The organism is Lyngbya aestuarii BL J, assembly GCF_000478195.2.
Lineage (GTDB): Bacteria > Cyanobacteriota > Cyanobacteriia > Cyanobacteriales > Microcoleaceae > Capilliphycus > Capilliphycus aestuarii.
This window is the reverse complement of the sequence record NZ_AUZM01000012.1, coordinates 89,203-113,243: the sequence shown is the minus strand read 5'-3', so window position 1 is coordinate 113,243 and position 24,041 is coordinate 89,203. Positions and strand designations below refer to the sequence as shown.

The following is a 24,041-nucleotide window of genomic DNA, read 5'->3' as shown; positions in this document are numbered from 1 at the left end:
CCCGCCAGTCCGAACACATTTCCCAATCCGCCTAACCTTCCGGAAAAGGGGGTTTCACTCGGATTCACAGCGGTGCCATCGGGATAGACATCCTCGGGGACGTGGGCTTGAAAATTTTCTTCGGCACTAAATACGGTTCCCCAAGGGGTTGTTCCCCCTGCACAATTCCCAAAGGTGCCAATAATGCGATCGCCGAGTCCGTCGCTGTAGCCTTTGCCTTTTTTACGAAAGACTGCAACTCCAGGCCCAGTTGACTTCAGATAACGGCTATCAATCCACCCTGAAATTCCAGTAATCCGTCGATCTGCGGCGGAGTAGGTGCGTTCCCATTTGCCTTCGCTGTTACGACGAATGGAAATTACACCCATTCCCACATCGATTAACCCTTCTTGGGAGACTTCTCGAATGGCTTGTCGGACTGCATCATTGGCAGGCAATGCAAAGGCATTAATTCGAGGTTTTTTCTCGGCTTTGAGAGCGGTTTCAATAGTTTTAATGGGTAAACTCTTACCGATTACTTTTTCGTAGGTTTGCACCCAGGTTGCTGAACTAATATATTCAAAATTTATGGTTAAATACCCTTCGTTTTGATTAGTTTCGATGAAGGATAAATAATCATTATTGTAGCCAAATCGAGAGTCCCCGACTGGATCACCCCAAGCGGCAATTAGATCATAGGTAAACCCTTCTGGAAGGACGAGATCATCAACAACTTCATAGGTTTTATAGGCTTGAATTTGTTGTTTGGAGGCTGAAGCTGTACGAATGGGGATGAATTGTCCGACTTGGGTTTCTACAACGTCTGTTGCTAGGGGAATCGGCCCTTTAACGGGTTGAAAACTCAAGGGAGTTTTAGGAGGTTTTACCGAAGATTTGGGATCAAGTGAAAGATTTTTATCTTCACAAGAACTTAAGCTTGCTGTACTCAAGCTTGCACCGAGGAATAACAGAAATTCTCGACGTTTGAGTCTCATAAAATATTAGAGGAGGAGGAGAGAAGCTGGTGGTCGAACCCTTCATTATTTTAACGATTCCCAATCGCTTTGTGCTACCTTGTTTTTCCCCTATCCAAAGCGATACCCAAATCCTCGCACAGTGACAATATATTCAGGATTACTGGGGTCGATTTCGAGTTTTTCTCGCAACCAACGAATATGAACATCAACCGTTTTGCTATCTCCAATAAAGTCAGGCCCCCAAATCAAATCGAGTAATTGTTCACGAGACCACACTCGACGGGGATAACTCATAAACAGTTCTAGCAAGCGGAATTGTTTTGGCGAAAGTTTTAGCTCTTGACCCCGAGCCACGACCCGACATTCTTCTTGATACAGGATGATATCTTTATATTGCAACATGACCGGGCCTGGAAGCTGAGATAGACGCTGACGACGCATCAAAGCCCGACAGCGAGCGATAAATTCTCTCATGCCAAATGGCTTGCTGAGGTAATCATCAGCCCCAGCTTCTAAGTAAAATGCACAGTTATTGGAAGTTTCTTTTGTACCGATAATTAGAATAGGAACGGGATTCCCTTGATGCCGTAACATTCGACACAGATCAAGACCATTAACTGCGTCTAGTATTAATAGATTGAATGGAAATTCACTCATCTTAGATGAGGGGCTATGAACGGTGGGTAAAGCTTCGCGCCCATCTAGGGCAATGACCACAGTATAGCCATGTTCTTTGAGGGCTAAAGACAGCATATCCCGCCAGGGTTCTTCATGTTCCAATAGCAAGATTTGACCTGCATATTTCAAGTCAGCACGATAAGAACTCTTGTCTAAATCGGGAGAAAACATAAATATTCCTACTGTTTGGATTGTGTGAAATTGTCGTAGTCATCAGATTTAACTTTTAGTCGAAGTAAATGACTGAGGAAAGTTAATTCTCGACAATCCATCCAACGTAGATATGCTGCCATTGACGGGTAGGCCCACATTGAGAGGTTAGGGGTAGAATTGATCGAAAATCCCCACTCACAAAGGTGAGCCACAAACTCTTCACTCGCTCATCTAACCACTTCGATGCGAGTTTTCTAAACATTATCTACTCCAAATCGGGTTGATCGGATTAATAAAGGGGATACAGTTTGAATTGTATGAGTAAAAGGTTAAGACCAGGTAAACAATTGGTAATCTTTTGGTTAAGAAATTTTCTGTGGGTTAAAGAATTTTGACCGGACTCCGAGGCTTGCTTGATAGACATCGCTTTAATTTTAGCGGGATCATTGCCTTGACTGTTAAACTGTTCTGGTGTAGGAAAAATTTCATCCCTAAATTAACAATCCGCAGTTTAACCTCTTTAACTTCATATAATGTTATTACATCTAAGCACCTGGCCGGAAGTCGAAACCTATTTATCCCACTCTACAGGCATGATTATCCCGATTGGTTCGACTGAGCAACATGGGCCGACTGGACTGATTGGCACCGATGCTATCTGTGCTGAAGCGATCGCCAAAGGTACCGGAGAAGCAACAAATGCCCTAGTTAGCCCGACTATCAACGTGGGAATGGCACTGCATCACATGGCCTTTCCTGGGTCGATGAGTCTCCAGCCTAGCACGTTAATTAACGTAATCAAGGATTATATCACATCTTTAACCCAACATGGCTTTAGGAAGTTTTTCTTCATCAACGGTCACGGGGGAAATATTGCCACACTCAAAGCCGCTTTTGCCGAAACTTATGCCCATCTTGCTGACCTTCACCTCCCCAACGCTGACCAAGTACAATGTCAGGTGGGAAATTGGTTTATGTGTAAGTCTGTGTACAAACTCGCCAAGGAACTTTACGCTGATCAAGAGGGTTCTCACGCCACCCCGAGTGAAGTGGCTGTAACTCAATATTTGTATCCAGAAGCGATTAAACAAGCCCCTTTATCTGAAGATGTGGCGAAAGGTTATCCCATTTATGGGGCGGCTGATTTTCGCCGTCATTATCCCGATGGTCGGATGGGATCAAATCCGGCTTTAGCTACTCCTGAACACGGAAAACAATTGTATGAATTAGCCGTGAAATATCTCAGTAATAACTATCTAGAATTCGTGAATAAAATTTAAGATAAGTTGAGATTACTCCCCCAGAATATCCACATTAGTCGGAGAGGGAACGGTAGTAGGGGCGACTGTCGGTTCCTCCTCAAAAACATCCTCCAGCGCCTCCTGCAAACTCGATCTCATCACAATACTATTATTGTAAAAAACGATCACTCGGGCAAGAGTCGGGAGGCTATTTTCAGTCGCTTCTAAATAAATGGGTTCGACATAAAGCAGGGATTTCTCAATCGGAATCACCAATAAGTTTCCCTGAACCACTCGGGAACCCTGACGATTCCACAGCGAAATTTGTTCGGAAATTTCTGGGGTTTGATTGATTAAGGCTTCGACTTGTTCGGGGCCGAAAATAAATTCTTGTTTGGGAAAGCGATATAATAACAATTTACCATATTGTTGAGTATCAGAACGGGCTGCCATCCAAGCTACTAAATTAATTCGACTGGCGGGTGTAAAGGGGTGTAGTAATATAAATTCTTCGCTGCTTTCTTCAGGAAGCCGCATAATTAAATAATAAGGTTCTATTGATTTAGGTTCATTAGCATAAATTTCTTTCGGAATTCGCCATTGGTCTTCTCGATTATAAAATACTCGTACATCATCCATATGATAGGTGAGTAATTGTTCAGATTGAACCTTGAATAAATCAACGGGATAGCGAATATGTACATACAAGGTTCCGGGCATTTCTTGAATGGGTTGGAATAAGTCAGGAAAAATCGTTCGCCAAGTGGTTAAAATTGGATCTTCAGGATCGTTTAAATAGTAAAATCGAACCGTACCATTATAAGCATCAACAACGACTTTAACAGAGTTGCGAATATAGTTAAATTGTTCCTGTCCCGGGTCAGAATAAGGATAACGGGCGCTAGTCGTATAGGCATCAATTATCCAATATAAATAGTTCGGAGGTGTGGATGCTTGATTATCAGGCCAGTTTAAATTCGCATCGGCAACAACTAAATAAGGATCGCTATCATAGCGTAAAAAAGGCGCGATCATTTTGACTCGTTCTTTGAGATTTCGACGAAAAAGTAACTTGGTATCGGGTAAGAAATTCCGGGCAAATATCATTTGCCAGTTTTTTAAATGTTTAGCAAACAGTAACCGTTGCCATCCCCGACCAATTGAAATTCCTCCCTGACCATCATAAGTATTATAAGTGTTTTCACTGCCTAAAGGATAGTCTAACTCTTTAATTTGAGTCGAAGTCATAATATCGGTATTGGTGAGTTCACCGTAGTAAATGCGAGGTTCTCCGATGGGAATACTATACTGAACTCGTTGATCAACTTCTAAGGTACTTTCAGGATCGAGTTTGGGATCGGCGCCAATATCTCGGACAAAATAATTCGGTAGTCCTCCCTCTGCGACGGTATTGACAGGGGACAGTGTAAACCCATAACCATGAGTGTAAACTAAATGTTTATTCACCCAGGTTTGGGCTTCACTGGGTACTGAATTATAGTTTAATTCTCGGGCTGCTATTAAAACTTGTTGCTTTTCAGTTCGATCTCTGGGGGTTTGTTCAGCCGGGGGTTTGAGTAATGTATATCGATCAACATTTGCATCGGGAAATTCGTAATATAAACGGATTTGTTGTAATTGACGGTTGGTTTGTAGGAGAGGACGTTCATCCCAAAGTCGAATGTTTTTAATGGTGAGATCGTTTTTTTGAATATCGGCGTACGTTAGTTCTCCTTGGGGATCAAAAATTTCTGAGTTGATTTCATCGAGGTTAAAGGCTTGACGAGTATAGCCAATACTGCGTTCAATATAGGGGGATTCTCGTTCAATTTCATTGGGTTGTACGATTAACCGTTGAACGGTTTCTGGGAGTATCCAACCTGCAATAAAGGCAATTGTTAGATACCATCCTAAAATCGCCCGGAGTGAATAACTATCGGCGAATAATCGCGCTTTTGATTCGATCTTTTTTCGGTAGATACGCTGTCTAAAGGGTTTTAAAATTTTATCGATATAAGGTTTTATTGCTTTGACGGAGAAAAAGGCTTGCCAAAACAGAAAAATTGCAATAATAATGGCAACAAAACAAAGCATTAAATCGGCGGGTGCCTGCACATTGACATCGGTATAACCCGCCCCAAAAATAACGCCGCGTTGAGAATAAAGCAGTTCATACCGAGATAGCCAATGTTTAAAGGCAACACTTAACATTAGCATTCCACCAAGCGCGTGTAAGTGTCGCTGTTGGGGTTGGGAAAAACCGGGAAATCGTCCTTGACTAAGACTATTTCCAGAGTGAAGGTAAATCAGACTACAAGAGACTAATCCACATAAAAATAATCCCACTAGCCAGAATTCGAGTAGATGGGCAATGGGTAAGCTAAAAATATAAAAGCTAATATTTTGCCCGAAAATATCGTCGGCTTGATTAAATGGAGTGGGATTGAAATATTGTAGAACGTTTGTCCAATGACTGGATAAAACCAACCCAAACCCTAAACTGAGAAATACGGCGATCGCAATTAAAGAAAATTCTAGTTTTAAAATTAAGACTAAAGTAATAATGACTAAAATTCCCAGTAACCACCACTGAGAAACAAATTGTCGAATCAGTTCAAATAGGGGTTTGACATCAAAGCGATCCGGGAGGAGAGGCGCAACTAAGGGTTCAGAAAAATCGGGTTTCCAATATTCGATAAAGATGGTTCCATAATGCAAGACAACTAAAGCCAGTAACAGCGATAGACTAATGACAAAGACGAGCAACCAAGTTAACTCTAAAGCCGCAATTTTTGGGGCGGGTTCAGGGGGGAAAAAAGAAGTTCTCTGAGTTCGCGCAGGGGTCGGGGGAGGATATTTGTAGTGACTCGCGATCAATTGATTTCCCAGTAAAAAACCTGCGGTAATAGTTAAGCCGAAAAACCACAGAATTGCCCGAGTGATTAATCGTAACCAATAAACAGATAAATATCCCAATTCCTGAAACCAAAATCCCTCTGCCACAAGATGAGTGACTAAATCAGTGAATAGCCACAACCCAAAGAGGAGGAGAATTGCTTGGAAAAATCGGGATTTGATCGCCATTGAAATTCAAAGGTAGAATGCCAAAGTTGAGAGGTTTTGCGAACTTAGCCGCCAGAATTCTCGGTGTAGGGGGATCTGGAAGCCATAGGAAGGCTAAAGTTTATCATATGGTCTAATCTTACCGTAAAAGCATTAAAAATGATATTAAGTTTTTTTAAAGAGGCAGATTTTGTCAGAAAATTCAGGATAGTAAGCTAGTTTTGCCATTTATTCTTTTCCCTCGGTATAGTCTTGTAAATACTGAAAAGGTGGCGTTAGCGTTCCATTTTTAGCGATTGTAGCCCGTGCAATCATTTGTATAGAATCTTCTTCCAATAGAAAAGGAAAAATATTTTCTATCAGTTGGTTTCCAAAGTCTTCTGAAGCATCACGGGGGAGTCCACTGGGAAGATTATCAACCGCCATAATTGTCAAATTTTTGTCTTGGGAAAAGGCGGGTTCTAATTGTTGAGTGTGAGGATTATAATCAAAATAGGGTTCGGTTAAAGTAGAAGTGCGTTTTGTACAAGGAATTGAACCTTCAATATCACAGGTAATATCTGCAATTACTTGAATTTTAAAGCCCGAAGTTTGGATGTCTTCAGGGGTCAATAACACGGGAGAATCCGGATGCCAATAAGCCGCAGCAATGAGTAAATCTGTAACTTGAGTATATTTGTAAAAATCCCCTTCAAATTGTTCGGGATATTGAAAAAAATCTGCTTCAATAAACGGAGAACCATCGGGGGTTTTATTGTAATCTATTGAATTTAGTTGAGTATAAACTGTTTCGGGGTAAGATTTCGTTAAAAAATCGGCAGGACTTACCGATGAAGTTCCAATTAAATTTAAGATTTCCATTACTCCTGTGGCGACTCTCCCACCTCCAGTAATTGCGATTTTAATCGCCGGAAGTTTCACTTTTGCTAATTCGGCTTTCATCTCGTTAATATCCACACAGTCTAAAATGGGTTTAAGTTGATAAAGATGATTTCGTTTTCCGTAAGCATCCAAACCGTGATAGGCACCAATAATTCCTGCATATCGACCAAAGCCAATCACCCTACTTCCCCTTTCATTGGTGAGACATTCATAATCGATTAAACAAATATTTTGATCTAAAATCGCTTGTAAGAGTTGGCGGTTGTAGGGTTGTTTCTTGATGGTATGAGAAAAAAATAGATAAGTTTTATTTGGGATTAGGTCTGAAATTGGAACTTCTTTCACGCCCAATAAAATATCGCAATCACTCACATTTTCACGAACCTCTAAACCCTGTTGTAGATATTCGGTATCGGTAAAACAACGAATTGGGCTAGTTTGTACAATCAGTTCTACAGTGGGAAATTTTTCTTTGACGGCTTGACATTGTTGGGGAGAAAGGGCAACACGGCGATCAATGGGGACTTTTCCTTCTCGAATTATTCCAATTTTCATCAATTTACATTCATCATTGAGTTAATGCAAGAATAATAGTCAAACAGAAAATACTTTGTTGTACTCTCAATGACAAGTTGAGAATAAAAGACTTAAATTAACACTGAGACACAGCCGGACAGTCGGCAATATACCACCGCCAAGGTAAATCGGTTCCTTGAGTAATACCAATACGGGTGGTTTGTACAAACTGAATTTTACCGCTATTAACTGATTGTTGAAATGTAGGTGTTCGATGTTCTAACCATAAAGGCCCGTCGGGATGCAAAGGTAAATCGGTTAATGTGCGATCAATTTTTAACACTCGACAGAGTTTTCCCGGCCCCGCAGCCAGACGAGAAAATTTATCTTTTTTTAAGGGTTTCTTAAGGTGGCGATCGCTTTTTACCGGGAAGTTTAAATCTTGTTGAAGAAACTCAGGAATAGAAGACAATTCTAAAGCCCGAATTAACACGGCACTGGCGATTCCATCCTCATCTGTGACGATATTTAAACAGTGGTACATTCCGTAGATTAAATAAACATAACTCATCCCCGCCGGCCCAAACATGACAGTATTGCGAGGGGTACGTTTGCGGTAAGCATGACAAGCCGGATCACCTTCGGTATAAGCTTCTGTTTCCACAATCACGCCCCGAATTTGTTCACCATTGGGAAGGTGTCGCACCACAGTACAACCCAATAATTCTAACGCTATGGTAGGAGATGGACGAGATAGCCAAGTCGCGTCTACAATCTCATTAAAATTGGTATTCATTACTGGAGGTTTCCCATGGAAGTTAAGTTGATTTTGGCAGGATTAACCGTTTTATTTACGATTTCCTGTTTGTTCTTCGGCACCAAAAACGGTTTCTATGATAGCGATGATTATCACGGTAATGGTTGCGCCCACTAGATAGGGAGTTGGAGAGGTTGGGAGGTAGGGAGATATTGCTTCTTGCCTTCTGCCTATTTCCGGCAAAAGTGATAGACACTTGACATTTTTCTAAAAAAGCGTAACAATAGATACAGACAGAAAAAAGAAAACGTTCATCTCTCTGATCTGGAGAACGCTGATCTAGGTATAGTCAGGAAAATCATCGAGATAGGAGAGACGGAAGTAGGGAAATCATCATTCCCGAAGGAACGCGCCTCACTTTGTCAACCCATCGCATTAAAAAGGAGAGGCGATCAAGATGAAACTGACCTATCGTGGAATAGATTACGAATACAATCCGCCGGAAGTAGCCACTTCAACTGGAGCAGTCGCCGGAAAATATCGGGGACAAGACTGGCGTTTTTGCAACATGAAGAAACCCCCAATTTTGCAACCGAGTCACAATCTCACCTATCGTGGGGTTAAATATGGCAATAATTCCGTCTCTACGGAAAGCCCGACAGAAGCTCCCCTAACCATTGCAGAGAAATCCCGAATTCTAATTTTAAAGCACGAACGCTCTGAAATGAAGCGTGAACAGTCGATGCTGAACCGTTTGGCTGATGAAGTCGGACTGAACCTCAACAACCCAGCGACCTATAGCCCTGTGTAGGAAATTGACTGTTCAATAAACCTCTGTTGTAGAAGTTAGCACCCCCATCGTGGGGTGTTTTTTTATGGACAATGACCCAGAAGTTACGTTGATGTGGCACACTTATAGACTAAGCTAAATGCTGACAGTTTTCCATCGTCGCCGATTCTGGGTGCAAACTTCAGGAACGGGTCTGAGGATAATCTAGTCGTGGTGTGTGTGTAGTGGACGAGGAAACAGAAATTGGTCAGATCTATGAAAAGCGTTGTCCTCCGCCGACAATTGCTAGAGAATCAGTGGTCGATCAAACTGAACTTACTGATTACCCTAGTACGACGAGACTTGGAAGCCCGCTATAAAGGTTCCATTTTAGGGAATTTATGGCCGCTTCTCAATCAGCTTGTCCAACTGCTGATTTTTACCTATGTCTTTTCAATCGTCCTGCAAGTCAAACTTGATATTCAAGGGGTTCCGGCTGATAATAAGCTGGCGTTTGGGTTGTGGTTATTTGCAGGATTGTTACCTTGGTTAGCCTTTACCAACGGACTGACGCAAGCCACGACTTCTGTTGTGGGACAGCCTAACCTAGTCAAAAAAGTGGTGTTTCCATTGGGACTGCTTCCTTTGGTACCGATTTGTTCTGCGTTTATCGAGAGTAGCTTTGGGCTAGTGGCTTTGGTCGGGTTAACTTTAGTGATTGTCCCGGAACCAACGATTAGTTTGTGGCTGTTACCTTTGGTTTGGATTCCTCAACTTCTCCTCACCGCAGGTTTAGGATATCTAAGCGCAGGTTTAACGGTCTTTTTGCGAGATATTCCTCAAAGTTTGGGTGTGATTCTCAATCTCTGGTTTTATGCGACTCCGATTGTTTATCCCGCTTCTAAAATTCCCGAAGCTTGGCAGGTTTGGGTGTTTTGGTTAAATCCGATTACGGCACTTGCTGAAACCTACCGTGATATCGTACTCAAGGGTCAGATTGAGCATTGGGGAGAACTTGCCACTGCTTCTATCGTCTCTATCATTATATTCTATGGCGGTGTGTGGGTCTACAAACGTTTGCGTCCGGCTTTTGCAGATGTTTTGTAATTGCCAATCGTTTTTTTCACACAACAACCGATTACGATGTCTCGGTAGCTAGTAAACGACGAATGTCCGAAATTGCAATTTCAGTTAGTAACGTTTCCAAGTGTTTTAAGCGGTATCGACATCCGGTTGACCGACTTAAGGAGATTTTTTTGCCCCATCAGCAACTCGCTGAGAAATTTTGGGCGTTGCGAGAGATTAATCTACACGTTTATAAAGGGCAAACTTTAGGCATTGTCGGTCGAAATGGTTCGGGAAAAAGTACCCTACTTCAGATTATTGTCGGCACGCTGACCCCAACGACAGGAAGTGTAGAACTTCAGGGGCGAGTTTCGGCTTTGTTAGAACTTGGAAGTGGATTTAACCCCGAATTTACCGGACGACAAAATGTGTTTTTTAACGGTCAATTACTGGGGCTAAAGCATCAGGAAATTGAAGAAAAATTTGATGAAATTGTCGCCTTTGCAGACATTGGAGACTTCATCAATCAACCCGTTAAAACCTATTCTAGCGGAATGTATGTGCGATTAGCATTTGCCGTCGCTACCAGTTCTGATCCTGATATTTTAGTGGTCGATGAAGCCCTTTCTGTGGGGGATGAAGCCTTTCAACGCAAATGTTTTAGTCGTATCCATGAAATACAAGACCGAGGCGGAACAATTCTCTTTGTTTCTCACGCAGCCTCCTCTGTGACTCAACTTTGTGATTCTGCTATTTTGATGGATCGGGGTGAAATCTTGCTCGAACATAGCCCTAAAATGATTATATCAAAGTATCAAAAAATGATCTACGCCGATGCCACCGAATCAGAACGATTACGAGAAGAAATTCGGCATCTGAAAGCGTCTTTTAAGCCCCAGGAAGTGTTTCAAAAAGTAGAGTGGAAAAAATATCACCGCAGTCAAGCCAACTCTCAGCACACTGAGTCTAAACAAGCAGATTACTATGACTATTATGACGCCAAATTAAAACCGGATAATCCTATTCATTATCCTTCTCGCGGTGCCGAAATTCGTGATCCTTATATTGCGACTCCGAAAGGGGAACGAGTTAATCATATTATCGCTCGGAATGATTATGTTTATACCTACACCGTAGACTTTCAAAAAGCCGCCTCACACGTCCGCTTTGGAATGTTGGTAAAAACCGTCAGTGGGTTTGAACTTGCAGGTGCTTCTTTCCTCGCTTCATCCCAATTTATTAAACACATCGAACCCGAAACCCAACTCGTGTTAGAATTCAAGTTTAAATGTTTACTGGCACCGGATGTTTACTTTTTAAATGCCGGAGTATCGGGAATTGTAGAGGGCGAATTTACCTATCTTGACCGATGTATTGATGTCGCCATGTTTAGAGTTCAACCTTGTGAAAGTTCTTGCGGTACGGGAGTTGTAGACTTACTCGTTGAACCTAAATTAACCGTAACTTCGGGTCAAGTTAAACCGGAACAAGAAATACAACAATATCTTTAATTATCGTTAATCAAAATTTCGGCTATGGAAGTCAATTGTTTTGTTGAAAATAATCCTATTGTTGAAACTTTAGTTCAGCATTTGGCTCGCTATCCCCAAACTTTTCAGCCCAAAATTGCCGCCGCCGATGAGATGTTTTTGTATCACTTTGATGAACTCGAAGATCAGAACATTGATCAAGCTCTGGTGAATTATTATAGCTTGGGTCGGACATTATTTGATTCTATCCAACAAATTATCTATCACTATTTTGGCAGTTTTGAACGAATTTCATCCTTTCTCGATTTTGCCTGTGGATACGGTCGCTTGATGCGGTTTTTGGTTCAAGAAATGCCAGTTAAAAATATTTGGGCATCCGATATCTATGCCGAGGCGGTGAAGTTTCAAACTGAATATTTTGGGGTGAATGGTATTATTTCGACTCGCAACCCCGAAGATTATCAAATTCAGCAAAAGTTTGACTGCATCTATGCGGGGTCGTTTTTTAGTCATATGCCGCCCCAAACCTTTAAACCTTGGATGCAGCAACTCTATCATTTATTAAATCCTGAAGGATTACTCATTTTTAGTGTATTAGATGAGGAAACTTTACCGTCATATACCCCAATGTCAGCAGAGGGAATTCTCTTTTCAACTGAAAGTAGCGAAAGTCAGTTACTTGACCGCAATGATTATGGTACAACTTATGTGAATGAAACTTATATTCGCGAATTAATTAATCACATTAGTCAAAATCAAGCCTCGATTTATCGGATAAAAAAAGGATTAAGTAACTATCAAGATTTATATGTAGTTACCCCTCAGCCCAATCAAGATTTTACGACATTAAACTTTAAGTATTATCCTCAAGGTTATCTAGATGCTTGTAACATCACCCCAACTGGAGACATTCAGCTTGAAGGTTGGGCGATAGATTCTAACCCGAATGGTTCTGTTGAGTCCGTTCAAATGATTGTCAATAACAAAGTCATTCAAAACTGTCAGCCTTCAATAGAACGTCCAGATTTAGTCGAATATTTTAAAACCTCTCAAGCCCTTAAATCAGGATGGAATTGTATAATAAATTCAAATCTAATTTCACCTCAAGATATTGTTTTAATCAAGGCAAAAAATACAGCAGGACTTGAATGGATTATTGCTGTAGAAACTGTTAAAAACTTGATCCTGAGAACTCAATGGCGAGAGGAACGTTCTCGAACTCAAAGCCAGTTAAAGCAGTATAAAACTAAATTACAAAAAACACAATCTCAACTCGAATTTACAGAATTAACCCTAGCCCAAGCCCGAGATAAATTAACACAACTTGAAACCGAATTGGGGAATTGTCAGTTTAACCTTGAATCTAGTCAGTTTCTATTGAAACAATCAAACGATGAAATTAAAGCCATGAAAAGTAGCAAGTTTTGGCAACTGAGAACCCAATGGCTAAAACTTCAACAAGCGTTAGGAACTGTTCTCAAAAGATAAAAATATCAATATAAATATAAAACCTCAAAAAACATTTAACCTTAAAACAAACTATGGAAAACAATCGTTTTGTAGAGAATAACCCCATTGTTAAGACTATAACTCAACATCTCGCCCACTCGCCCCAAACCTTTCAGCCTCAAATTGCAGCCGACGATGAAATGTATTTGTATCAGTTGGATGAGTCAGAAGACCGCAATAGTGATCGCGCTTTAGTCTATTATTATTTATTAGGACGTTCTATTATTGATTCTATCCGACAAATTATTAATACACACTTTGGCAGTTTTGCTCAAGTTGATTCTTTTCTAGATTTTGCTTGTGGTTATGGACGTTCGACCCGATTTTTAATTCAAGAAATCCCTCCCGAAAAGGTTTGGGTATCGGATATTTATGCCAATGCGGTTCAGTTTCAGAGAGAAACCTTTGGGGTGAATGGTATTGTTTCTACTCGTGAACCTGAAGATTATCCGAGTGATAAAAAATTTGATTGTATCTATGCAGGCTCATTTTTTAGCCATATGCCTCAGCGAACTTTCACTCGTTGGATGCAGCGACTTTATGACCTTTTAACTCCTGAAGGCTTACTAATTTTTAGTGTGTTAGATGAGGCTGTTATGCCTTCACAGGTCAAAATGTTACCCGAAGGAATTGTCTTTTCAATCGAAAGTAGTGAGAGTCAGTTTCTTGACCGGAATGAATACGGGACAACCTATGTGACTGAATCTTACATTCACGAATTAATAGGTAAAGTGAGTCAAAATCAAGCCACTATTTCCCGCGTCAAAAAAGGATTGAGTAACTATCAAGATTTGTATGTTGTCACTCAAAAAAAACAGAATAGTTTAACAGAAATAAACTTCAACTATCATCCTCTCGGCTATTTAGATATTTGTGAACTTAAACCCAATGGTAATCTCTATCTAGAAGGTTGGGCGGTTGATTTTAATCCCAATAGTCAAGTTAAAACAATTCAAATGATAGTCAATAATCAGTTGATTCAACACTGTCAACCTCAGACTGAACGACCCGATTTAGTGCAGCATTTTAATCGACCCGAAGCATTATATTCCGGTTGGTCTTGTGAAATTAACAATCATCAGTTTTCACCCGAAGATATTCTCATCATTCGAGCCGTGAATTTTGCGGGTTTGGAATGGATTATAGAAACCGATTTTGTGAAATCACTCATTCCTCAAACCCAATGGCACACTCATCTGATTTCATGGCGAACGGACTTACACCAAATGCAAGTCAAACTGCAACAAAAGCAGGTAAAATTAGACCAAACTCAGACCCAATTACATCAGACTCAAACTCAACTTGAACAGTCTCAAGTAAAGTTGACTGACACTGAGGAAAAACTAGGACAAACCCAAGCCGAACTCTTGCAGAGGGAAACACAACTTGACTTTGTGCAAGCCCAACTCGGACAATGTGAAACACAACTTGACTTTGTGCAAGCCCAACTCGGACAATGTGAAGCGAAACTCACACAAACTGAAACGGAAGTGGGTCAATGTCAAGGGCAACTAGAATCCCATCAAGTTCTGCTTGAACAGGCACAAAACCGCATTCAGGCGATGGAAAGTAGTAAATTTTGGAAATTGAGGACAAAATGGTTTAAACTGAGGCGTGCTATGGGTTTATCGGATAACGATTGATTAAAAAGGATTTGAGGGAGAAAAAAGGATTATTAGTTACTTTTGAAAAATCACCTAAAAACGATGGAGAAAGCTGAAAGTCACTCACCGATTATTATTGTTACTGGAATGCACCGTTCCGGAACTTCTCTGACGGCATCTTTACTACAACGTTTGGGCGTTAATATTGGGAAACGCCTTGTTGGAGCAAATTATGGCAATGTTAAAGGACATTTTGAAAATGTCGATTTTGTCGAATTTCACAAGGGAGTTTTACACGACCATAATATTGATGAGTTGGGGTGTACATTTCAGTCGAATATTTACCTAAATTCACAGCAGATTGAACAAGCTGAAAGTTTAATTCAAAACAACCAATATTCTCAGCATCCTTGGGGATGGAAAGACCCGAGAACAACATTATTTTTAAACTTTTGGCAGGAAATGCTGCCGCCTGCTCATTTTATATTTGTTTATCGTTCTCCCTGGGAAGTTGTTGATTCTCTTTATCGCCGTTCTACTGATTTAACGCTGATAAAATCTCCAGAATTGGCGGTAAAAATGTGGATGTATTACAACAAAAAGGTTCTCGATTTTTATCAAGAAAATCACAAGCAAAGTTTATTAGTAAATGTCTATAAAGTTGGAACCAAACCGCAAGAGTTTATTCAAGCAATTAATACTAAATTCAACCTGGATTTACCCACACCTCCAGAAGATAATTTTGACCCAACTTTATTAGTTGACAATATTTTAGCGACTCCCAGACCTCAACTGATTAAGCAATGTTTTCCAGATTCTTCCGATCTATTTACAACTCGAAGCATTAGCTGAAAATCTCAGTCGTGGGTTAACCCCGGTAGAGTCACAAGTTTTAAACCAATCAACCTCTTTAACTTGGGTGTTTAAAGATTGGTCACAAATTCGTTTATTGGAAAAAGACAAAAAATTATTAACTCAAGAAAACGAACAGCTTCAAATTGATATTGAACAATGGGAAGATAAATTTCAAGAAGCCGTTGATAAATTAGTTACAACCGAAACCGAACTGGGTCAAACCCAACTTCAGCTTGATGGCGTTGAAATTCGCTATCAAGAAACCTTAGATAAACTGATTACAACAGAAGAAGAACTCGGTCTAGCCCAACTCAAAACGAATACCGCCGAAAATACCCGTCAAGAAGCGATTAAAAAACTCACAACAGTCGAAGAAAAACTCGGTCAAACCCAACAACAACTGGTCGGAACCCAAAATCAGTTACATGGGGCAGAAATACACGCCCAAAACTGGGAAAAACGCTTTCAAGAAGCCGCAGATAAATTAACAGTAACAGAAACAGAACTTGGGAAAACACAAGGACAACTCGAACAAATTCAACTTCAATACCAAGAAACCCTAACTCAACTCACTCAGACTGAAACTCAACTCGCCCATGCCGAAACTCAACTCAGTCAGCGTCAACACCAAACCGCAACATTTCAGCAAAATTTACTCGAGTCTCAAGCCCGTTTTCAAGAATCTCTAAACAAAATTTATAGCCTGGAAAATGAACTCGGTCAAACCCAACTTGAACTCATTCAAACTCAAGGCGAAGTTACGGCAATTAAATCTTCTAAACTTTGGAAAATCCGAGAAAAATGGGTTGACCTTAAACGCTTGTCTCGTCGCACACTCAAACCTCAATATATTTATTCCCTCGATACACCCAATCAATGGGAATTTGTCGGTAACGGTGATACATTTACCCAAATAGAAGGCTGGTGTTTTTATACTGGAAAGCGCGATTTTACCGGAATTCGAGCTAAAATAGGTTCGGAAATCGTGACAGGTGTTTATGGAATTGAACGCTTAGATGTTGCCCAACAATTTGATTGGATAGAATCCGCTAAAAATTGTGGATTTAGAATTGAAATTCCGCTATTCGTTGGCAATCATAACGTTAATTTAGAACTCCAAACTCGCAACGGAAAATGGAAAAAATTCGCCACCTATTCCCTACACGTTTCCCCCCTCCAAGCCTCCCTTGATGTTCCCACTCTTGAACAACAAAAACCCGGACAAATTCTATTTGCAGGTTGGTGTTGTCATCCCGAATATCGCATCACCCAACTCACCCTAAACTGTGGCGAACGTTCCATGCAATGTGCCTATGGGTTGCAACGTCGGGATGTGGGCGAAGTCTTTCCCGACTGGCCAGGGAGTGCAAATAGTGGGTTTGAAGTTTTGATGGATGTGCCTGTAGGTCAGTGGGCGGTGGTATTAGAAGCCGAGTTAGAAACCGGAGAAACCGTTACTTACAGCTTTAGTCAACCGTTGACTGTAAGGCGCTATGGACTCGCCGCCAAAAGTTCGGCCAAAATGCGACAGGTTTCAGAATTTGTCGGGGCCATTCGCCAACGGGCCGCCGAACGCAAGCAACGCCTGGGCCGTATCATTCCCCTACCGAACGAAATTCCAGCCATTATTCGTCAAATGCGGATGATGTACCGCACCAGCAAGGCCACCACTGACCTCGCCCTCCTCCCTTCCGGCTTTGAACTCCCCAAACCCATCGACCCTTATGAGGCTTGGTTAAGTGCAAACCAATGGACTGAACGCAGTTTAGAAGATTTAAACACTCGACTGCAAACTTATTCGGCGGAAAAATTGGTCAAAATTTCGGTGGTGATGCCCGTTTATAATCCCCCAATTGAATTCTTAGAAAAAGCCATTCAAAGTGTAATTAACCAAGTTTATTCTAACTGGGAATTGTGCATCGCTGATGATTGCAGTACCGACCCCACAGTTGCCGAAATTCTGAATAAATTTGCCGAAGCAGATGAGCGAATTCAAGTTATTTTTAGACCCGAAAACGGGAATATTAGTCGCGCCACCAATTCGGCCGCTGTGCTGGCAACCGGGGAATTTATACTCTTACTCGACCACGACGACGAACTCACCCCCAATGCGTTAGGAGAAATTGCCCTTTACCTCGCCGAACATCCCGAAACCGACGTTCTTTATACCGATGACGACAAAATAGATACCGAAGGCAAACGGTTCGCACCCCAATTTAAACCCGATTGGTCGCCGGAATTACTGTTATCTTATATGTATATGGGTCATGCGTTAGTTCTGCGGCGCAAACGGTTTGAAGAAGTTGCCGGAATGCGGTTAGGATTTGAAGGGTCACAGGATTATGATTTAGCCCTGAGAATAACAGAAAATGCTCGTCATATTGCTCATTTACCTTTAGTTTTATATCACTGGCGAACAGCCCCCGGTTCCACCGCTATTTCAGGGGCAGCCAAACCCGCGAGTTTTGAAGCGGGTCGTCTAGCAGTTCAAGAAGCCTTAGACCGTCGAGAAACAGAGGCGAAAGTATATCAACCGGATTGGGCGGTTAAACAAAGTTTGGGAATTTTCTCCCCTGCATTCACCGATAATGGGCCGGATGTCACGATTATTATTCCCACGAAAAATCAGCTTAATTTATTACAAGCTTGTTTGAAATCGTTGTTAGAAAAAACGACCTATCAAAACTATGAAGTTCTGATTATTGATAACGAAAGCGACGACCCCAAAACTTTAGAATATTTGGATTGGATTGCTCTGGCTGAAACTGAACCAAAAATTTCTATTCTCAGAGTCGCTAATCGTCACGGTAAATTTAGTTTTGCTGCGATTAATAATCGGGCAGTTGAACACACTCAAACTGACTATGTTTTATTTTTAAACAACGACACCGAGATTCTTTCTTCCCAGTGGTTAAGTCAGATGATGGGTTATATTCAGTTTGAAAAAGTTGGGGCGGTGGGGGCGCGATTAATTTTCCCCGATGACCATATTCAACACGCCGGAATTATTCACGGTTTACACCACAAACTTGCAGGTCATGCGTTTAAACTGTCTCATCGAGATTATTTTGGATATTTAGCTTATTCTAAAGTCGTGCGAAACTATTCTGCGGTAACTGCGGCTTGTTTGTTAACGCCCCGTCAACTGTTTTTAGACTTGGGCGGTTTTGATGAACAAAACTTTGCCGTTGCTTATAATGATGCCGACTACGGTTATCGTTTAACCGAACAAAATTATCGCTGTGTTTATTGTGCAGAAGCGGAATTATTACACAAAGAAGGAACATCCAGAGGGTTTAAAGATGACCCGAAAGAAGTCGCTCATTTCCGTCAAAAATATGCCGATAAAATTGACCCTTATTACAGCCATCATTTATCCCTAGATAACGAATGGTTTCACATTCAACCCCGACGGTTTAATATACAAAATCCCCCGGTAGAAATTAAGCCCCGAGTGTTGATGTGTAGCAACGCTTTAGAATACACGGGCGCACCGTTACATCAATATGAAATTGCGGTACAATTGGCAGAACAAGATAAAATAGAACCCGTTATTTTTTGTGTCAATGATGGGCCGTTGCGAGAAGCCTATGAAGAAAAAGGCATTACGGTGATTTTGCAAGACCATCCTTTAATTAATATCTATCAACAGGAACAATATGACCTCGCCCTGACTGATTTTGCCGAACAAATACAACTCAATTGTTATGATGTGGTTTATGCCAATACTTTAGAAAACTTTTTCATGATAGACTGCGCCCAAAAAATGGGAGTTCCGTCTATTTGGAATGTTCATGAAAGTGAGGCTTGGCAAACTTATTTTAATGGGTTTGGTGCAGAAATTGCCGCCCGAGCGTTAGAATGTTTCCGTTATCCTTATCGGGTCATTTTTGTGGCGGATGCAACCCGAAATGTTTATTTACCTTTAAATAGTCATCACAATTTCACTGTCATTCACAATGGAATGGATGTGGAACGATGTAAATTAGTGGCTGAACAATGGCACCGTACAGAAGCAAGAGAAGCACTACAAGTTAAAGACTCAGAAATTGTTATTCTGTTAGTTGGAACGGTTTGTGAACGTAAAGGTCAGCAGGATTTAGTCAAAGCTTTAGCACTATTATCCCCAGAATATTATAACCGAATCCGTTGTTTTATTGTTGGCGATCGCCCGAGCGTTTACAGTACACAATTGGCGACATTAGTCAAGCAATTAAACCCCAGTTTACAGTCTAAAATTTCTATTATTCCTGAAACACCAGAAACGCCAAAATATTACCAAGCGGCAGATATTTTTGTCTGTACTTCTCGCATTGAAAGTTATCCGCGAGTGATTCTTGAAGCAATGGCGTATAATTTACCCATTATTACAACCCCCGTTTTTGGGATTTCTGAACAAGTAAAACCGGGAGTGAATGGTTTATTTTACACACCTGATAAGCCCGAAGAATTAACCGAAAAATTGATTAAACTGTTAGAAAATGATGCTGAACGTCAACGTCTTGCTGAGAATGGAAAATATGTTCTCGCCTCGTTAAATAGTTTCGAGGAAATGACAAAGGAATACTATCAAGTTTTTGAGGAAGCCTACTTTATTAATCCCCACCCCCATCAAACCCTTTCCCCCGCAGAATTTATTCAACCTCTGTCAACACCCGAACCCGTTTCACAACCCACAAAACCCGCCCAAGACAAAAGTTATTGGGAAGCAAACCCAACGGCGGCGAGTGCGAGTGAATGGATATCAAACCCCATTATTGAGGATACGATTCATCAGCGAATGTCGGGAGGTCAAACGAAAAAATATTGGTTACGATGGTTGATAGAAGATTATTTTGCTGGAAAAAGCTTTAATAATTTATTATCCTTGGGATGTGGAATGGGAAACCATGAAGTCACCCTGGCGACAGCAAAATTTGCCAAAACAATTGATGCGTTTGACTTCTCCGAAGCCTCCCTAGATATGGCAAAACGTCGGGCGGAAATTGCGGGAGTAAAAGTCAACTTCTATACAGACGATTTTAATACATTCAGTCTCGATAGTGGGAAGAAATACGATATTGCGTTTTGTTCGGGTTCATTGCATCATGTCAAAGAAATTGAGCGGTTTTTAGAAATTGTTCATCAATCCTTACACCCCGAAGGATATTTTATCGTCAATGAATATGTCGGCGATAACTACTGCATTTACAATCGCAAAAAAGTCGAGTTAATTAATCGTTTGTATGCTTGTTTTAACGAACTATTGCGTTCGGGACTGCACGACGAATTTATTAACCCAACCATCTATCAAGTCTTTAATACTGACCCCTCGGAAGCGGTTCGTTCTAAATTGATTTTACCGTTTCTTGAATATTATTTCGACATCGAAGTTTATAATCCTTTTGGGGGTGGAATTTTACATCCTCTCTATCCGCTTTTAAATCATGCTCAACTGTTACCGGGTGAACCGAAGGGAGAAACGATTGTCCGGTTGTTGTTAGAATTTGAAGAAATTTTAATGGAAATTCCAGGGAGTTTAGAATCTGATTTTTGTTTGTGTATCTTGCGTCCGAAGAAGTTTTAGGAAGGATATTTTGATAAAAATTAGTCTAAAAAAAGAGTAAGGAGAACAACTTGAACTCGTCAAATATGAATTCGTATGAACGCCTAAAACCGCCTCATTTTATGATTTTAGGAACTCAAAAAGGCGGAACAAATTCCCTTTATAATTATCTCTGTCAGCATCCTCAGATTATCTCTGCGGTACAAAAAGAAATTCATTTTTTTAGCTTACACTATCAAAAAGGAATAGACTGGTATCACACTCAATTTCCTACTTCAGCAGATGGTAACCTCTTATGGACAGGAGAAGGAACGCCCTATTATCTTTTTCATCCTGGTGTTCCCGAACGGGTTTATCAACACTTTCCCCACATGAAATTTATTGTTTTGTTGAGAAATCCTGTAGACAGAGCAATTTCTCATTACTATTGGGAAGTGAATTTGGGCTATGAAATGTTATCCTTAGAAGAAGCAATTACTCAAGAACCCCAACGACTTCAGGGAGAACTTGAAAAACTCCTCGCTGACGAAAATTATTATAGCTATAACCATCAACATTATTCGTACCTTTCCCGAGGAATTTATAGTGAACAGTTACAAAACTGGATGAACTTATTTAGCCGAGAACAATTTTTAATCCTCAAAAGTGAAGATTTTTTGAGCCAATGTTCAGAGCGTGTGAATCAAGTCTTTGAGTTTTTGGGTTTACCCGCTTATCAACTTCCCAATTACCAAAAATATAATGTCGGTGCCTATCCACAAGTCAGTCCACAAATTCGGCAACACCTGACCGAATATTTTCAACCTGATAATGATAAACTGGTAGAACTTCTAGGTCAAGGGTTTAGCTGGCCATAAGAACAATTACCGCTAAAATCAGAGGAAGAAGTCTCCTCCAGCAGAGCAGTTTCAGAAATAACTTCTTCTTCCTTATTTTCGTCTACTACTCAACTTAAACAACCGATAATGAACGAATCAAAAATTGATTATGAAGGGGCTTGGGATGATTATATTAAAAATTGGCGTACCGATTCTGAATATATTTATCCAGGGGATGAATGGATTGGGTTAGCTGCCGGTGCCGCTCAATCTCTAGCCGAATATGAAGCCTTAATTGAAAACCAGTTTATTGCGCCTTATATTCAATCCCATCAAACCGTTTTAGAAATCGGAATTGGGGGCGGAAAAACAGCCGCATTATTGTTAAAATATTGTCAGAGTTTGATTTGTGCAGATATTTCAACTCAGATGTTGAAAACAACCCGCGATCGCTTAGGTGAAGAACGAGTCAGTTATGTCAAACTAGATGGTTTAAAGTTAGAGGGGATTAACCCTGGCTCAATTGATTTCTGCTTCTGCTACGATACGATGGTACATATTGAGCCGCGAGATATTTTTAATTATCTAACCCAAATTCCTCAGCTCATGCGGGGCGATCGCTTATGTCTTTTTCACCATACCAATATTTTGAGTGAATTAGGGTGGAATAAATTTCTAAATGATTGGGATAAAAATCTTTTAGGACGCAGACATGGAACGTCATTTTCAGTAATGACTGACTCAATTATGGAAAAGTTTCTCACTCATCTAAACTATGAGATTCTACTCAAAGATACTCAAACTATCCCGAGAGATTGTGTGTGGATCTGTCGAGCACCCGCAGAATTTTAAGGGATTTGCATCGATTGTGCTGAAATTTGTAATGAGTATCAATTCAAGATCCATTTTACATGAACCATGCGAGCCTTATTTTTACATCCTAACTTCCCTGCTCAATATCGCCATATTATCACCGCATTAGGGGCTGACCCGAAAAATCAAATTGTATTTGGGACAAAAAACGAACGTCCAGAGTGGAAAATTCCCGGAGTTCGTAAAGCCTTATTTAAACCCTCTCGCGATCCCAGTACCCAAACCCATCAATACGTTCGCGCCTTAGAAAGTGCTGTGTTGCATGGACAAGGGGTATTTAGAATGGCCGAACAACTCAAAGCCAAAGGGTTTGTCCCCGATATTATCTGTGGTCATTCGGGGTGGGGGCCAACATTATTTACAAAAGAAGCCTTTCCCGATACACCCCTGTTATGTTATTTTGAATGGTTCTATCATAGTCGAGGATCGGATGCGGACTTTGATCCCGCAGATCCCCTGACCGTTGATGATATGGCCCGTATTCGGATTAAAAATACTCCGATCCTGGTTGATTTGTACTCCTGTGATCGGGGGATATCTCCCACCTATTGGCAGCGATCGCAATTTCCCTCCCAATTGCAGAGTAAGATCTCAGTTCTCCATGATGGAGTCGATACCAGCTACTTTAAACCCGATCCGGGGGCAAAACTGGTCCTTCCTAACTGTGACTTATCCGGTGTCGAGGAACTGGTCACTTATGTCGCCCGAGGAATGGAACCCTATCGAGGTTTTCCCGAATTTATCGAAGCAGTCGCGTATATCCAGGAACGTCGGCCAAACTGCCATGTAGTCGTTGTCGGGTCAGAGCGAGTTTGCTATGGTAAATCCTTACCCGATGGGGTCAGTTACAAAGAGCATATGCTCAAAAAAATACCGTTAGATTTATCTCGGATTCATTTTGTGGGGCCATTGCCTTACGGCCAATATTTAAAAGTAATTCAAGCCTCTGACGTCCACATTTACTTAACCCGGCCATTTGTGCTGTCCTGGTCAATGATTGAGTCGATGTCTACAGGTTGTTTAATTGTCGGTTCGGATACGTCCCCAGTCAAAGAAGTCATTACTGACGGAGAAAACGGTTTATTAGTGGACTTTTTCTCGCCCAAACAGATAGCTGATCGCGTCTCAGAAGTCCTAGATCACCGGGATAGGATGGCAGAAATCCGCATCAAAGCACGCCAAACCGTTTTAGAACGCTATGATTTAGCAAAACTGCTTCCCCAGCAATTACAACTGATTCAGGAAGTCGCAAATCGTTCCTGACCGT

At 41.0% G+C, this 24,041-nt stretch carries 15 protein-coding genes, 1 pseudogene and 1 riboswitch; of the genes and pseudogenes, 11 read left to right on the top strand and 5 right to left on the bottom strand.

The window, feature by feature from the left end:
- Positions 1-974, bottom strand: a 974-nt coding sequence (locus M595_RS07705) for an alkaline phosphatase PhoX (protein WP_023065578.1), incomplete at its 3' end; no start/stop codon positions are given.
- Positions 975-1,064: 90 nt separating this feature from the next.
- A complete protein-coding gene (locus M595_RS07700; RefSeq protein ID WP_023065562.1) occupies positions 1,065-1,805 on the bottom strand; it encodes a winged helix-turn-helix domain-containing protein in 741 nt (246 codons plus the stop codon).
- 515 nt (positions 1,806-2,320) lie between these two features.
- Between M595_RS07700 and M595_RS07695 the strand changes: the two genes are divergently transcribed.
- A complete protein-coding gene (locus M595_RS07695; protein WP_023065490.1) occupies positions 2,321-3,067 on the top strand; it encodes a creatininase family protein in 747 nt (248 codons plus the stop codon).
- Between the two features lie 12 nt (positions 3,068-3,079).
- Here M595_RS07695 and M595_RS07690 read toward each other — a convergent pair whose 3' ends face one another.
- The 3 genes from M595_RS07690 to M595_RS07680 form a co-directional block, all read right to left on the bottom strand.
- A complete protein-coding gene (locus tag M595_RS07690) occupies positions 3,080-6,112 on the bottom strand; it encodes a UPF0182 family protein (RefSeq protein ID WP_023065552.1) in 3,033 nt (1,010 codons plus the stop codon).
- Positions 6,113-6,319: 207 nt separating this feature from the next.
- Positions 6,320-7,528: an NAD(P)-dependent oxidoreductase gene (locus M595_RS07685; protein ID WP_023065515.1), complete on the bottom strand. Its 1,209-nt coding sequence runs from the start codon at positions 7,526-7,528 to the stop codon at positions 6,320-6,322.
- A 97-nt stretch (positions 7,529-7,625) separates the two neighbouring features.
- Entirely contained in the window at positions 7,626-8,285 is a 660-nt protein-coding gene (locus M595_RS07680) for a DNA-3-methyladenine glycosylase (RefSeq protein WP_023065522.1), read from the bottom strand.
- A 15-nt stretch (positions 8,286-8,300) separates the two neighbouring features.
- Here M595_RS07680 and M595_RS32675 point away from each other — a divergent pair, with 15 nt between their 5' ends.
- The 10 genes and pseudogenes from M595_RS32675 (at position 8,301) to M595_RS07635 (ending at position 24,037) form a co-directional block, all read left to right on the top strand.
- Positions 8,301-8,423 (top strand): DUF8629 family protein, encoded by a 123-nt coding sequence (locus tag M595_RS32675; RefSeq protein ID WP_023065523.1) that lies wholly within the window; start codon positions 8,301-8,303, stop codon positions 8,421-8,423.
- Between the two features lie 129 nt (positions 8,424-8,552).
- Positions 8,553-8,660: riboswitch (Glutamine riboswitch) on the top strand.
- A gap of 43 nt (positions 8,661-8,703) precedes the next feature.
- On the top strand, positions 8,704-9,057 hold the full coding sequence (locus M595_RS07675) for a DUF4278 domain-containing protein (RefSeq protein ID WP_023065504.1): 354 nt from the start codon (positions 8,704-8,706) through the stop codon (positions 9,055-9,057).
- Positions 9,058-9,291: 234 nt separating this feature from the next.
- Complete coding sequence (locus tag M595_RS07670; protein WP_023065495.1) at positions 9,292-10,122, top strand: ABC transporter permease; 831 nt, start codon at positions 9,292-9,294, stop codon at positions 10,120-10,122.
- Between the two features lie 62 nt (positions 10,123-10,184).
- The gene (locus M595_RS07665; RefSeq protein ID WP_040483753.1) at positions 10,185-11,591 is read left to right on the top strand and encodes an ABC transporter ATP-binding protein; all 1,407 of its coding nucleotides are present in this window, start codon (positions 10,185-10,187) and stop codon (positions 11,589-11,591) included.
- A gap of 24 nt (positions 11,592-11,615) precedes the next feature.
- On the top strand, positions 11,616-13,058 hold the full coding sequence (locus M595_RS07660; protein WP_023065494.1) for a class I SAM-dependent methyltransferase: 1,443 nt from the start codon (positions 11,616-11,618) through the stop codon (positions 13,056-13,058).
- 53 nt (positions 13,059-13,111) lie between these two features.
- Positions 13,112-14,722 (top strand): class I SAM-dependent methyltransferase, encoded by a 1,611-nt coding sequence (locus M595_RS07655; protein WP_023065483.1) that lies wholly within the window; start codon positions 13,112-13,114, stop codon positions 14,720-14,722.
- Between the two features lie 63 nt (positions 14,723-14,785).
- Complete coding sequence (locus M595_RS32875; RefSeq protein WP_338041641.1) at positions 14,786-15,535, top strand: sulfotransferase family protein; 750 nt, start codon at positions 14,786-14,788, stop codon at positions 15,533-15,535.
- A gap of 67 nt (positions 15,536-15,602) precedes the next feature.
- On the top strand, positions 15,603-21,104 hold the full coding sequence (locus M595_RS07650; protein ID WP_023065579.1) for a glycosyltransferase: 5,502 nt from the start codon (positions 15,603-15,605) through the stop codon (positions 21,102-21,104).
- Positions 21,105-21,169: 65 nt separating this feature from the next.
- A pseudogene (locus M595_RS32990) lies at positions 21,170-22,753 on the top strand (sulfotransferase domain-containing protein).
- A gap of 66 nt (positions 22,754-22,819) precedes the next feature.
- Positions 22,820-24,037, top strand: coding sequence for a glycosyltransferase family 4 protein (locus M595_RS07635; RefSeq protein ID WP_023065570.1), 1,218 nt, complete (start codon positions 22,820-22,822; stop codon positions 24,035-24,037).
- Positions 24,038-24,041 lie beyond the last annotated feature (4 nt).

Bases quoted from the DNA above. Each gene is read 5' to 3' on its own strand.
- M595_RS07700 (WP_023065562.1), bottom strand. From the start codon at position 1,805: ATGTTTTCTCCCGATTTAGACAAGAGTTCTTATCGTGCTGACTTGAAA.
- M595_RS07695 (WP_023065490.1), top strand. From the start codon at position 2,321: ATGTTATTACATCTAAGCACCTGGCCGGAAGTCGAAACCTATTTATCC.
- M595_RS07690 (WP_023065552.1), bottom strand. From the start codon at position 6,112: ATGGCGATCAAATCCCGATTTTTCCAAGCAATTCTCCTCCTCTTTGGG.
- M595_RS07685 (WP_023065515.1), bottom strand. From the start codon at position 7,528: ATGAAAATTGGAATAATTCGAGAAGGAAAAGTCCCCATTGATCGCCGT.
- M595_RS07680 (WP_023065522.1), bottom strand. From the start codon at position 8,285: ATGAATACCAATTTTAATGAGATTGTAGACGCGACTTGGCTATCTCGT.
- M595_RS32675 (WP_023065523.1), top strand. From the start codon at position 8,301: ATGGAAGTTAAGTTGATTTTGGCAGGATTAACCGTTTTATTTACGATT.
- M595_RS07675 (WP_023065504.1), top strand. From the start codon at position 8,704: ATGAAACTGACCTATCGTGGAATAGATTACGAATACAATCCGCCGGAA.
- M595_RS07670 (WP_023065495.1), top strand. From the start codon at position 9,292: ATGAAAAGCGTTGTCCTCCGCCGACAATTGCTAGAGAATCAGTGGTCG.
- M595_RS07665 (WP_040483753.1), top strand. From the start codon at position 10,185: ATGTCCGAAATTGCAATTTCAGTTAGTAACGTTTCCAAGTGTTTTAAG.
- M595_RS07660 (WP_023065494.1), top strand. From the start codon at position 11,616: ATGGAAGTCAATTGTTTTGTTGAAAATAATCCTATTGTTGAAACTTTA.
- M595_RS07655 (WP_023065483.1), top strand. From the start codon at position 13,112: ATGGAAAACAATCGTTTTGTAGAGAATAACCCCATTGTTAAGACTATA.
- M595_RS32875 (WP_338041641.1), top strand. From the start codon at position 14,786: ATGGAGAAAGCTGAAAGTCACTCACCGATTATTATTGTTACTGGAATG.
- M595_RS07635 (WP_023065570.1), top strand. From the start codon at position 22,820: ATGCGAGCCTTATTTTTACATCCTAACTTCCCTGCTCAATATCGCCAT.